7 protein-coding genes are annotated in these 13,047 nt (G+C 44.1%); 3 read left to right on the top strand and 4 right to left on the bottom strand.

The window, feature by feature from the left end; genetic code table 11:
- Window positions 1-173 precede the first annotated feature (173 nt).
- Both AHMF7605_RS21310 and AHMF7605_RS21305 read right to left on the bottom strand, forming a co-directional pair.
- Window positions 174-749 carry a phosphonate degradation HD-domain oxygenase gene (locus AHMF7605_RS21310; protein WP_106932031.1) on the bottom strand — a complete coding sequence of 192 codons (576 nt, stop codon included), beginning with the start codon at window positions 747-749 and terminating at the stop codon, window positions 174-176.
- 277 nt (window positions 750-1,026) lie between these two features.
- On the bottom strand, window positions 1,027-3,798 hold the full coding sequence (locus AHMF7605_RS21305) for a choice-of-anchor I family protein (protein WP_106932030.1): 2,772 nt from the start codon (window positions 3,796-3,798) through the stop codon (window positions 1,027-1,029).
- 295 nt (window positions 3,799-4,093) lie between these two features.
- Between AHMF7605_RS21305 and AHMF7605_RS21300 the strand changes: the two genes are divergently transcribed.
- Window positions 4,094-5,050 (top strand): Na/Pi cotransporter family protein, encoded by a 957-nt coding sequence (locus tag AHMF7605_RS21300; protein ID WP_106932029.1) that lies wholly within the window; start codon window positions 4,094-4,096, stop codon window positions 5,048-5,050.
- Window positions 5,051-5,277: 227 nt separating this feature from the next.
- On the opposite strand, the gene AHMF7605_RS21295 is transcribed toward AHMF7605_RS21300, so the two are convergent.
- Both AHMF7605_RS21295 and AHMF7605_RS29520 read right to left on the bottom strand, forming a co-directional pair.
- Window positions 5,278-6,525, bottom strand: a complete 1,248-nt coding sequence (locus AHMF7605_RS21295) for an alkaline phosphatase family protein (protein ID WP_106932028.1) — start codon at window positions 6,523-6,525, stop codon at window positions 5,278-5,280.
- 997 nt (window positions 6,526-7,522) lie between these two features.
- Window positions 7,523-7,702, bottom strand: a complete 180-nt coding sequence (locus tag AHMF7605_RS29520; RefSeq protein WP_146153639.1) for a hypothetical protein — start codon at window positions 7,700-7,702, stop codon at window positions 7,523-7,525.
- 707 nt (window positions 7,703-8,409) lie between these two features.
- On the opposite strand from AHMF7605_RS29520, the gene AHMF7605_RS21280 reads away from it, so the two are divergent.
- Together AHMF7605_RS21280 and AHMF7605_RS21275 are read left to right on the top strand one after the other, a co-directional pair.
- Window positions 8,410-11,505, top strand: coding sequence for a TonB-dependent receptor (locus AHMF7605_RS21280; RefSeq protein ID WP_106932025.1), 3,096 nt, complete (start codon window positions 8,410-8,412; stop codon window positions 11,503-11,505).
- Window positions 11,506-11,654: 149 nt separating this feature from the next.
- The gene (locus AHMF7605_RS21275; protein ID WP_106932024.1) at window positions 11,655-13,043 is read left to right on the top strand and encodes a hypothetical protein; all 1,389 of its coding nucleotides are present in this window, start codon (window positions 11,655-11,657) and stop codon (window positions 13,041-13,043) included.
- Window positions 13,044-13,047: the final 4 nt, after the last annotated feature.

The raw sequence follows: 13,047 nt of genomic DNA, 5'->3' as shown, positions 1-13,047 counted from the left end.
ACGGCTCTATCTCTAAAGGGGAACTTTCCACTAATAATTTTTTTATTAACTTATTTCGTTCACAGTGTACTTAATAAGTATAAAGAGAATTAAAGGAAGTATAATTTGTGATACTAGTTGGATGGAAAGCGTTTTAGCTATCGAACAACAAACAACTAATAACCAACAACTACTTATCTACTTGCCAGGTGCCGGATAAACATTTCTTTAAAACGACCTAACTCTACTACCGGCTGATCAGTTTCTTTCCCTAGTTCGTCCCAGCGGCGCATCCGGATACTCAGGTTAAATAAATCATCGGCTTCGAAAGCGGCAGCCTCTTCAGCGGTCATGCGGCCTCCTTGAAATTCTAGCGTTTGCTTACTGGCTTCGGATAATTGATTGTAATATTCCGGGTCTTTAAAAGTAAGGTACCGCTTGGCGGGCACGTGGCTTTCCACTAAGCGCGCCACCCGCTCCGAGAATCCTTTGGAACGTAAAAAATCGGCGCCTACTTTTTCGTGGCGAATGACACCAAAACCATCCATGCTTTCTTCGGCGCGTTTTTGCTGGCTGCAAATATGCCCAATATCGTGTAAAAAGGCCGCCAAAATTACGTCTTCTCCGTAGCCTTCCTGCTGGGCTAATTGGGCACACTGCGACATGTGTTCTAGTTGTGATACCGGCTCGCCCACGTAATCATCGGCCCCGTGCTGCACGTACAATTGAATTATTTCTTCGGCAATGTTCTTAATTTGTTCTGGTTCCATGAGTTTTTGCTTTATTCAAACAAACAATAGCCGGCCACGAGGCAAACTGGTTACGGTACCAATAAGAGAGCACCGCCGCCTGGAGCTGGTGCCCAGCTCCAAAGATAAACCGCCTCGGGTACGACTTTTATAGTTCAATCTAGTATTAATAAGTAAATAAAACCCCCAACTTCCAGCAGTTTTATTTACTTATCATATTCTTCCCGGTTCGTTTTAAGTTTTGATGAGTAGCCCAACATCTACAAACTAAAGCACTAAGGCCCAATAAGAGCTCGAATTATTTGGCAAGTTCCGTTTTTATCCATCTACCGGTTTGTATGTAATTACCCTGAATTAGTTGATACAGGTATAATCCGGCTTTTACAGGTATTTGCTGTTTATCTGTGCCATCCCAAGTAAAACTAGAGGTGCCTGGTGTTACAATCTTAAAATCAATTTCCTTTACTACCTGACCAGACTCGGAGTAGATTATTAATTTAGCCGCTTCCTGCTTTGGCAGTTGAACACGAATGGTAATTCCGCTGGAAAATGGGTTAGGGTAGGCTACTACTGGTGAGGCCCCCCCCAAATTTATTTTGTTGTCGGCTAGTGGTTGTGCGGCTGGCTTGGTAAACGAAGGAACTATTATAAAATCCGTTTCGCTTTCGGCTTTACCACCGCCCGTTAGTACTACACTTATTTTACCGGTAGTTGCCTCTTGGGGCACTTCCGCAATAATTAAAGAACCGAAGTATAAGTTAAAGTTCTCGGCTTTTACTCCGTTAAAATATACTTCTTGGGTAGTTTCTAAATGATCACCCAATAAAACTACTTTAGAGCCTGCTTCGCCAAATTCCGGCGCGAAAAAGCGGATAGTAGGTTGCCGTACCGTAAATTTTTGGTCGCTCACTAATTTTTCGTTGGCTGTCTCCAGGGTAATAAAGCCAGTAGTAGCTGCAGGCGGTACAATAGCAACTAATTCGGTATTGCTCCTTATTTTAAAAGCCGCTCTTACCCCGTTAAACTGTACCGATTTAGCAGAAGCCAGTCCTTTATCGGTGATTACCACGTTTGTCCCGGGTAAGCCTTGGCGCGGGGAGAAGTTAGCAAATTGCCGCGGAGTGGTATTTTCTTTTAGCTCGTACACCGAAATAGTACCGCTAATTTCATTGGCTACGGCTACGTAATTCTTTTTATCCGGGCTATTTTGCGCCGCGATGTAAATAATGCCCTCCGGACCGTGGTCGCCGGCAAATTCGGTGAGGCTGCGGTTGTTTTTATAATCTACAAATTTAACTTGCTGGGGGTCGGTAACGTCGTAGACCATTACGCCGCCAATGCGCTCCAGAGTAATAAAAGCATAGGTTTTGTCTTTGATGGTAGCCACGGTTACGCCTTCCGGCTCCGGACCTTTGGCGCGACTCCGGCCTTTAAAATCATTCTCTTCGTTGTCGGCGTTAAAAATTGGCGCTACGCGGGGGTCGGTAGAGGTGATAAATTCAAAATCATCTTTGCTGTCGTACACCAGCGTTTTAGTAGCAGCATCCCAAATGGAAAAAGAACGAGCGCCGGGCATGTATAACTCATCGTAATCGCCGTCCTTATCGGTATCGCCCTGCAGGTTAGTAATGCGCAGGCGGCCCAAATTATAATCCTGTTGCAATTCGGCCGCATTCGGGAATTTAACCGGGTCCAGGGTTACGGCGCCGACGGTAGTGCGTTCGTTTAAGCCTGCGTATTCTTTTTCGTCGCCCTCGTTGGCGGTAATAAGGTAGGTCCGGTTATTGGTTTTGAAATTAGCTACTCCATCGGGCAGAAAAAACGATTTTACCGGGTAATTAGCCAGGTGCACCACCTCGCTTTTATCAGAAGCATCGAACCCATTACCAGAAGTGCTAAAATCTTTAGTGCCAAAAGCCCATACCGCTTTAATTTTATTAGTTTCCAAGTTAATTTCGGCCATGGCATTGTTTTCCTGCAAAGTAGCCCAGGCCTTTTTCGAATCAGGGGCTACGGTGATATATTCCGGTTCAAAATCCTGCGACAAAGTGCTGGTGGTTTTGGTTTTGCGTACGCCAGTTGCCAACAAAGCTGCTTCTTTGGCATTAAAACCGGTAAATAACAGGGTAATTACTTTACTTTGATTAACCGAGACCAGACCGCCACTGATATCAATAATACTAATAGAACCTTCCGGGTCGAGGGTGTATTCGTCGTTGGGTTGGCCTTCGTTGGCCGTTAAAATTTTTTTACCGTCCGGGGTAAAGGTAATCATATCGGGCAAGGCGCCTACCGTTACTTTTTTCTGAAAATCGCCGTTGGTATTAAAAAATACCACCGAACCGTTTTGTTGCTCATCCGCATTCGGGCTGGCCACCGCTACTACCCCATTCCGGACGGCTACACTGGTAATTCCCCCGTACGGACTCATATCAATGGATTTAATTAACTTAATGGCGGCCGGATTCGAAAAATCAGCTATATCTAACCTATCCTGTATGGCGCTGGTCATAAACAAGCGCTGCGAAGCCGGGTCGTGTACCACAATTTCGGTGGTACTACCTTCGGTGGAGTTGGGCTTAAAACTGCTCACGTAAGCTAATTGTACATCCGGGCTGGGCTGGGGCGCCTGACGGTCGTTATCCCGGATATACACCGTAATAGAAGGTTTACCTTGTATGGTTATTCCTTTAAAATTTTCCAGACTTAATACAAAGTACTCGTCCTGCTCTGCCAACTCATCGTTACTTATGGAAATGGAAATAGTACGCGTACCGGCGCTACTGGCGTTAAATTGCAGGGTTTTGCGGGTAAAATTTACATCGGTAGCAGCGGTGGTGCTAAAAGGGGCACCTTTTAATACCAGGTCTACGCTGGCGGTTGTTGAATTTTGCAAACGCAAGGTTACGTGGGCAAAACCCGCATCTTCTGTTACCGATAAAAATTCATCTTTAAAAGAAATTTGGGCTTCCGCCGCAGTTATTTGCTTAAGGGATGCGGCAGATGCCCCGCCAATAACGCCCAAATACAGAAATAATAAACTAGTTAGCAGGTATACGTTTTTAATCATAGCTTTTTAGTTAAGAAAGAGATTCGGAAAAGCTAAGATGGCTGCCTTGTATGATTTTATTGTGATGAAATTGTAAACATATTATTAAATTATTTTTATCGGCTTAGAACCGTAGAAGTTGCTTAAATACTTCTCTTTTAAATTACCCGATTAGCCGAAGATCAAAACTTTCTTTAAACTGTGCTTTTAGCCAGCAGCAAACTTCTGCCTTCTAAATCTTAACTATTTCTTAATCAAACCCATAAAACAATTCCTCCTGAAAAGCTTACCTTCCAGTAAAAAACACCATGCAGCTATGCTGGAATCTATTATACTTTCCTTAATTGGCGGGTTAACACTTTTTTTGTATGCCCTTAATTATTTATCGGATAGTTTAAAAGCGGTAACCGGGGAACGGATGCAGTTTTACCTGAACAAGTTTACCGGCAATTTATTTTCCGGCATTGCTTCTGGCACCGTTATTACTACGCTGCTGGATTCTTCTTCCGCGGTAATCATCATGACCATTGCTTTGGTTAAATCGCGGGCGCTCACTTTCCGGCAGGCCATAGGCATTGTAATGGGCGCCAATATCGGTACCACTATCTCCAGCCAGATTATTGCCCTGGACGTGGGTAAATATTCTTCGGTTTTAATGGCAGTTGGCTTTTTGCTGCTAATGCTGGCAAAAAAGCGTTTACCGAAAAATATCGGCCGGGTATTACTGGGTTTTGGTTTAATATTTTTTGGTTTGTACGTGATGGAAGAATCGGTGGCGCCATTGCGGCAAAGTCCGCGTTTTGCCCATTGGATGCAAGCGCTCGAAAACCCTTTAAAAGGGGTGGGTATTGGGGCCTTAGTTACGTTAATTATTCAATCTTCTTCGGCTACGGTAAGCATGATCATCGCCTTGGGCGCTAAAAAACTCATTACCATTACCGCCGGTATAGCCGTGATGCTGGGGGCTGAGTTAGGTACTTGCTCCGATACTTTGCTGGCTTCTATTGGCCGTAGCCGGCAAGCCGTTAAAACCGGAATATTTCATTTACTTTTTAACGTTATTTCTATTATTGTGGCGCTTATTTTATTTAACCCCTTTGTACAACTGGTAAGTGCTATATCCGGCAATGCTCCCTTGGAACGACAGATCGCGAATGCTCACGTGCTATTTAACTGTATAGGAGTAGTACTGTTTATTCCGGTGGTACCCTTGGCGGAGCGGCTGTTGAACCAGTTAATCCGGGAAAAGCAGACAATCCGGCAAGCAGCTTAAATAAATTAAATTCTTTCCTTTTAAGTCCGGCTATTTTTTAGCCCTGCTTTTTTGTTGGTTTTATTCATTTGCAAACAGTTTCGTAAAAATCACTCCGTAGTACAGCTTCAATAGCAATTACAAAACATAAAAAAAGCTGCAACTAGTTTTAGGGTATAATCTTCCGAAAGGCAAAAAAGGAGTGATAGTAGCATCTCAGCCAATAAGCTATTTCGTTGCGAATAATCTTACTTGATTACTACCCACTTATTCACGGTGTTCAACGGCGCTTCCAACACTATTTTATAATAATCAGAAGGTATGAATTTTACATTTAAGCTTGCTTTTTTGTCTTTTAAGTCTACTTCTTTCAATAAGGTATATTTGTCTTTTCCGCCGGTTTTATAATTATTAGTGGTAGTTACCCATATCTTAACCTTCCCTTTTGACTCCAGCGCTTGCCAGCTTACTGCTATTTGGCCGGCGTGGTAAACTGCAGTGGGTTGCGCAATAGAAATTTTGCCAATAAAAGGTACACCATCTATTTCTTTTTCATTCTCGGGCGGAATAGTAATATTCAGAAAGCGGGCCAGGCTGGGCATAATATCTACCACGCCGGGGTTTTGCTGAAACCGGGCATTAAGATTTTTCGCGTTGGTTACCATCCAGGTAGTCCGTTCGCGGTCCGATTGCCCGCCGTGGCCTTTGCCCTGGCTGTCGCGGCCGTGGTCGGTGGTAATAACAATTAACCAATCTTCGGAGTAGTTCTGTTGGCGGTGTTCAATGGCTTGCCAGATACGGCCAATCTGGTCATCGGCCATTTCAATGGCCCGGTACATTTTTTCACCGTCGCCGTAGCGATGGCCCATATCATCGGGGTACTCCAGGTACACCCAGGATAAATCCGGCGCTTCGGCCCGGATATAACGGGCAGCTTCGTTGGCTACGTGTTCGTCAATCCGGTGAATATAGTCGCTTTCTTTATCGTGCGGAAATTTTACGGTATCCTGTTCCAATCCATCGAAATGATAATCTAGTTTAATATTTTGGGTTTGCGGCAAGCCTTCGCCCACCAGTTTGGTGCGGTTATCGAGCCACGTAGAAAAGATAGCGGTTTTTTTATCCGGGTATTGAGTTTCGAAATAGCAGAAAATAGTGGGATAAAAATAATTGGGAGCGGCAATTTCATTATCCCACACATTATGTTTGTTTACCCAGGTACCGGTTAATAAACTATTATAACCCACCGCCGAAATGGTAGGAGTTTCGGAATACCCGCCTCGTTCTCCACCTACGTGCGCCCGGGTATACCCGCTGGCCGCCGCAATTTTCTTTAAATTAGGAGTATTTTGCTTTTCCAGTACATCGGCCGAAATACCATCCACAATAATAAAAACAGCCTTTTTCTTTTTAACCTGCGCCAATCCGGAGAAAAAAGAAATAAAGAACAGGAAACCAAATAGTAAAAATTTTAAGGCACGAAAAAGTACTCTCATAAATAGGTTGAATTTAAATTACTTGCAGGTAAGTTTTTAAGTACGTCACCAGGCCTTTACCAACCTCTTTTAAGCGAGTATAAGTAGTGGGCAAAACTATGGATGAACCGTACAGCACTCATCCTTCCGCTCAAAAATAAAGGTAACGCGGCAATAGATGCTTTACTTCAGGTTAAGTTTTTGTAAAGTAATTCCTTAAAGTAAGCCGAGCATTCTGTATTTGTGATAAAATAAATTATTGGCTTACAAACACTTACTTTAAACTGCCGTACATTTTTGTATGTTGCCGCTTTCTGTTTCTCTACTACTTACTTTGTTGGGCACTATTCTGCTCTTTTTTACTATAAAGTACCTGTTGAACATGTATAACTGGCAACAAATTAAATTTAAAAGATGGAAATTAATTGCTTTTAAAAGGCGGCTTACCTTTAAAAGAAAAAGACGCCGTAACAAAAATTGGTAAATAGGAATATCCGCTCGCTCCGCATCTAATTTGCAGGGTTTCAAAATAAGCTGTAATAATTAAGAGTATAGCTAAGGTTGAATGACTACTCTATTAGAAGCTTTCCAGAAAGTAACCCCCCAACAACTTAGGGAAGCGGATAAATGCCTGCTGGAATAGCAGTATCCAAAACTAGCTTTATTTTGTTCAAATACTAGTTCCTCTGTAAAGTATCCGTAATAATTTCTTTAAAAAAGCTTAATCTATAAAGCTAAAAATCTTTCGCTGATTGGTATAGCTTTGTGCTTTTCAAGTAATTCTGGCGGGGTATATAAATTAGAGAAGGCTTATTTACTTTCTATAATCAGTTTTAAACAAACTATTTTCGTCAGAAAGCAAATCCGGAAAGGGAATCTGGCAGGCTATATTAAATTTTATAGATAAAAGAATGTTTTCTGGGGTTATTGAACGGACCATGGAGGGATTAATATTTACCATTTTTGAAAACTTAAACATCCCGGTTCTTAGTTTCGAAGAATGTACGGATAGTCTGTATTACATCAATACTTTGATAGATAAAGAAGAAAGTCCGGAGAGTTTCATTAAGTACCAGATGATTAAAATAAAAATCGAGAAAAGATTAACAGAAATCAGGAAAGAGTGGGCCTGATACACCTTGATTTTTAGTCCGCCATCGAGCATTAACTCTACCTGCTCGCGCCAAACTATTTTCACCTGCCTAAAAGTGCTTCGGTAAGGACAGTAGAATAGGTAACTCCTATAAGGTACTTCCTATGACTTAATAGTTACAGGGAAGCGTTAATCCGGAAAGATAATTAAGCTTTTTAAGGTTCGCGTTACTTTAGGATACTCTTCCGGATAACTACAAAGCAATTAAGGTATTAAGATAGTAGAATCGCTTTATATTTATATTTGATATAAATTCTTCCCAATTAAATTAACAAATTGATAACAGCCGAACTGTAATTAAATGAGAAACAACTCCGTACATTTAAGAAAAATTTACCAGTCGATGTACCGTTAAAGCTCTGAAGGTTACTCAATAGGAGTAAAACAGATTCATTCGGCGCGTTCAGAACAGTTATTGCTTCTGCCTTATTTTCACCAATTGATCTTGTTTTTGCAACAAGCAAGTCAGAGAATAAATACGGCCGGAAATAAGATATAAAACCCAGTACATTCTTACTTTACACAAACCCAAAAACACCTTTTAAGGAAAGGAGATGCTAGTTATTGCCTTTTAGGAACTGTTTGAGAAAATGGTTCCCACTAATACAGCAGTCTTAAAAACTAAGATTCCATAAAGATAAACTAAAAGTTAACCAGTACTCGCGTCCGGTTAAAACTTACTTAAAAAAAGTAAGAGTAGCTTTTATTGCCTAAACCGACCAGAAATAAATACAAGCAGCCTGATTATATTTATGAAACAACTTTTACCCGGCACCACGGTTAATCAACTCAAGAAAAGGGCCCTTCTTTTTCTCTTTTTACTTACCACTTTTTGGGTCCTTCCGTCGGCTAATGCCCGTCCGTTTCGCGGGTTTGCCTCGGTGGGTACTATCGCCGGCTCGTTGCGCGATTATGAAACCAACGAAGCTTTAATTGGCGCTACCGCCGTAATAGAAGGCACGCAACTAGGCGCTGCCGTAAATACCGATGGCACCTACACCATTAAAAACGTACCCGAAGGACTGCATACCTTGGTTTTTTCTTTTATTGGTTACAAATCGGCGAAAGTACCCAAGGTGCAGGTAAAGGCCGGTACCATCACCCGGGTAGATTATAAACTAATAACCGATAACAGCACCTTAGCCGAAGTAGTAATTACGGCCAAAGTAGTCCCGGAAAATACCACCGAACGCCTGTTAATTGATGAAATCCGTAACTCAAGAAGTATTTTATCCGGGATATCGAACGAGCAAATTAGTAAAAGCCTAGACCGCGATGCCGGCGAAGTGGTACGCCGGGTTTCGGGAGTAACCTTGGTAAGCGACCGTTTTGTGGTTATCCGGGGGCTGGATCCCCGCTATACGCTAACCTTGCTCAACGATGTACCCGCACCCAGTTCGGAGAGCGACCGCAAAGCTTTTTCGTACGACATGCTCAACAGTTCGGTAATTGACCGGGTAGTTATTTCGAAAACCCCCGCGCCCGAATTACAGAGCGATTTTTCCGGCGGCGTAGTAAAAGTTTATACCAAAAGCTTCGCCAATGCCCGCCAATTGCAAGTCCAGTTCTCGGGGCAATACCGGCCGGGCTCTAGTTTTACAAATTATTATACTTCCCAGAGCGGTAAATACGACCGTTTGGGTTTCGACGATGGTACCCGTAAGTTACCGGCCGGGTTGCCGGATATTAAAAATTTTCCCGATGTAGAGCGGCAAAATAATACCGACCAAGCAGCCGTGATGGCCGAAAACGCCCGGATTGCCCGTTCTTTCCCGAATACCTGGAAATTGTTGCGCCGTTACCAGGATTTTGACAAGCGGGCAGCCGTTAATTATTATGATTCGTGGCACTTTGGGCAGCAACGCTTGAACAGTTTAACTTCCTTAAGCTATACCCTCACCAATGAGTTTAACCGGATTACCCGGCAATACGGCGAAATAAGACGTTACGCTGACCCTACTATCCGGAGTTATCCGCTGCAAAGTTCCGTCGATTCTACTTATGTGCAGAGCGCCCGGATTGGCGCCATGCAAAACTTCCGCTGGAATATAAACGAAAAACATTCCCTGGAATTTAAAAATGTATTTAATCAACTAGGTCGGAACCAAACCTTAGTGCGGGAATACCGGACCGACGATGACGGTACCTACGAAAAAGAATTACGCCGCAATATTCAGTACAATTTCCGCAGCCGGGGTTTGTATACCGGGGTGCTTTCCGGCGATCATCAATGGGGAAAAGTTAACCCAATAAAATTAGGCTGGCGCTTAGGTTACGCTCATACCAACGAACAGCAGCCGGATGTGCGCCGATTTAACTTATCGCGCCGCGAGAACTTACCGGGAGTAATTGACTCAAGCAATACGCCGCAACAACCGGGCTATTACCGCTTATTTCTGGCCGACCGCTTAAACTTATTGAATTCCCGGTTTTACTCTACCTTGTCCGAAAACGGCTATACGGCTTCGGCCGATGTTGAACGCGCAATTGGAAAAAGAACTATTACGGTAAAAGCCGGCTTTTTCAGCGATTACCGCAAACGCAATTACGACACGAAACTATACACGTATTATCTCACCAATACCAATATTACGGGTCCGCTGGCCGAGGATTTAGTAACTTTTAAAGAAAACAGCTTCCGGCCCGATATAAACGGACAACGGATGTTTGCGCCGCGCAACTTTCGCCCGGACGGTTCCGGCTTTGGCTTTAACGATTATACCGGCTTACGGGAGGCCCCAGGCTACACCGCTACCAACGAGCAGCACGCCGGTTACGCCGCATTTAATATTCCTTTACTGGGCCAATTAATTAATATTTACGGCGGCCTGCGCTTAGAATACAACAAACTGGACGTGAGCGGCGATGTGTTTCCGTTTGGTTTTGTCCGGCAAGGAGAAGAAATTGTAGCTGATACGGTTATTGTGGCAGCGAAAGAAAAATTATACGCTTTGCCTTCTCTTAATATCAGCTATCGCTTTGCGCCGAAATTCTTGGTCCGGGCGGCGTACGGCAAAACCCTGAACCGGCCGGAATTCCGGGAAGTATCACCCACTACTTTCTACGACCTGGACCGATTGGCTTTTATCCGGGGGAATCCTTTTTTGGATAACGCTACCATTCAGAACTTAGACTTGCGCGGCGAATTTTACCCCCAAGACGATGAATTAGTTTCGGTAGGCCTCTTCTACAAACACATGCGAAACCCTATTGAGTACGTATCGGTAGCGGTTTCGGGCTTTGCCAACGACGAGATAACTTTTTTAAATACGGCTAAATCTACGGCTTATGGCTTAGAACTGGAAATCCGGAAAAGATTGGAATTTATTCCGGTTTCTTTTACGCGCTACATGTCGGTAATTGCGAATGCCAGCTTGCTTAAAACCGAAGTTGTTTTTCCGGACTCCTTATTTACCAACAGCGCCGGCGATCCGCGCCGCACCATCCGGCCTTTGCAAGGTTCTTCGCCGTATGCGTTTAACGCCGGCATTTACTACGATAACACCGATGCCGGTACGCAAGTAACTGCTCTCTATAACGTAATCGGCCAGCGGCTTACTACAGCCGGTAATTCCTTCACGGCCGAGCAGTACGAGTTAGCCCGGAATGTAATTGATTTAACGATTACGCAGCGGCTCACCCGTTTTCTGCAGGTAAGGCTCGGCGTGCAAGATCTATTAAACCAACCTTTCCGAATTTACCGCGATGTAGTGCCCGACCAGAAATATAAACCTAACAAGTTAGCGGAGATACCAGGCTCCGACCAGCCCACTTTTACTTCGGATTACCTGGAAGCCAGTTACAAACCGGGCAGCTACTACTCGTTCGGGGTACAGCTTACTTTTTAAACTCTACAATCTTCATCGCCATGCTTTTACTTTTTACCCAATAGTACCGCGGGTCCGGCAGTTGGCTCCCCTGTTTTTGCCTTCAATTTAATTCTATAGCACAACAAAAATTAAAAAACAAACCCAAACCATTCTAAACTTTATCTTTTATGAATTTCAACTTTCGTTCAGTAAAATTAACAGCTGCCTTCGGGTTTGCCCTGGCTTTAGGCTTAACGGCCTGTAAAGACCAGTTAGAATCTCCTAGTTCCGCTTCCGGGGAAGACAGCAGCGAGGCTACCTTGGCCGAGGTAACCGTAGGTACCTGCGGGGCAAATACCCTTATTGCCAGTAATACTACCTGGTCCAGCAGCAATTCTTACGTTATCAAAGGAAACATCCGGATTATTTCGCCGGCTACTTTAACGATCCAGCCAGGAACCATTATTAAAGGTGAATGCGGCGCGAGCCTGATTATTGAACGAGGCGCTAAAGTTAGCGCGGTAGGTACTGCCTCTAAACCAATTGTATTTACTTCTAACCAAGCCGTTAATAAAAAAACCCGCGGCTACTGGGGCGGAGTTATTATTTTGGGCAGAGGTATTGTTAACCAAGGCACCAACGTACCAGTGGAAGGTCTTGCTTTTGCCTCTGGTACTACTTACGGCTATTACGGCGGAACGAACAACGCGGATAATTCCGGTAAATTCCAGTACGTGCGCATTGAATACCCCGGTACCGAAGTATCAGAAGGTAACGAAATTAATGGTTTAACTTTAGGCGGCGTGGGCAGCGGTACCCTTATCGACCACGTACAGGTTTTATACAGCCAGGACGATGCTTTCGAATTTTTTGGTGGCGCGGTAAATCCACGTTATTTGTACGCTTTTGGTAATTCCGACGATGACTTTGATACGGACTTTGGTTATGTAGGTAAAGTACAGTTTGCGGTAGGCGTAAAAACTACTTCTTCGGAGCCCGGCACCGGCGCTTCTAACGGTTTTGAATCCGATAACGATGCTACCGGTACTACGGCTACTCCCCGCACGAATCCTCGTTTTGCGAACGTAACCTTATTAGGCCAATGTGCCGGTACCGATCCAGCTGTATTCGGTCAAGGTTTGTTACTGCGTCGTAATTCCCAATTGGATTTATACAACTCCGTTATCGCGAACTGGGGAAATGCCATTACCGTTCAGGCTCCTTCGGCGGTGGGTTCGCCGGGCGTGGATCTGAAAACCGTTACCGTGTACAACAACGGCGTACTGTCGCCTTCGCCGCTGGGCGGAGTAGCTCGTTTCAGCTACGGACCTAGATTTAATGCTTGTCCCATTCCTACTTACAGCACGGCTTCTTCTATTGCTTCCGGCGCCGGCCCTAAATTGATTCCAAGCTCGGATGTTACCGGCACTACTGCGCCGGGCGTTGGCTTTGTTTCAACAAATTACCGCGGTGCCTTCAGCGCCAATGCTGCCAATAACAATAACTGGGATTTACGTTCCGAAAATTCTGGTTTCGACTGGTTAAGCTTCCCGAGCGAAGGTTACTCTCAGTACTAAGCCC

It is taken from the genome of Adhaeribacter arboris (genome assembly GCF_003023845.1).
Lineage (GTDB): Bacteria > Bacteroidota > Bacteroidia > Cytophagales > Hymenobacteraceae > Adhaeribacter > Adhaeribacter arboris.
Note: the sequence above shows the minus strand (reverse complement) of the source record. Positions and strands in the feature narration are given on the sequence as shown.

What these genes read in the sequence shown, in the direction of transcription:
- AHMF7605_RS21310 (WP_106932031.1), bottom strand. Translation starts at nt 749, where the DNA reads ATGGAACCAGAACAAATTAAGAACATTGCCGAAGAAATAATTCAATTG.
- AHMF7605_RS21305 (WP_106932030.1), bottom strand. Translation starts at nt 3,798, where the DNA reads ATGATTAAAAACGTATACCTGCTAACTAGTTTATTATTTCTGTATTTG.
- AHMF7605_RS21300 (WP_106932029.1), top strand. Translation starts at nt 4,094, where the DNA reads ATGCTGGAATCTATTATACTTTCCTTAATTGGCGGGTTAACACTTTTT.
- AHMF7605_RS21295 (WP_106932028.1), bottom strand. Translation starts at nt 6,525, where the DNA reads ATGAGAGTACTTTTTCGTGCCTTAAAATTTTTACTATTTGGTTTCCTG.
- AHMF7605_RS21280 (WP_106932025.1), top strand. Translation starts at nt 8,410, where the DNA reads ATGAAACAACTTTTACCCGGCACCACGGTTAATCAACTCAAGAAAAGG.
- AHMF7605_RS21275 (WP_106932024.1), top strand. Translation starts at nt 11,655, where the DNA reads ATGAATTTCAACTTTCGTTCAGTAAAATTAACAGCTGCCTTCGGGTTT.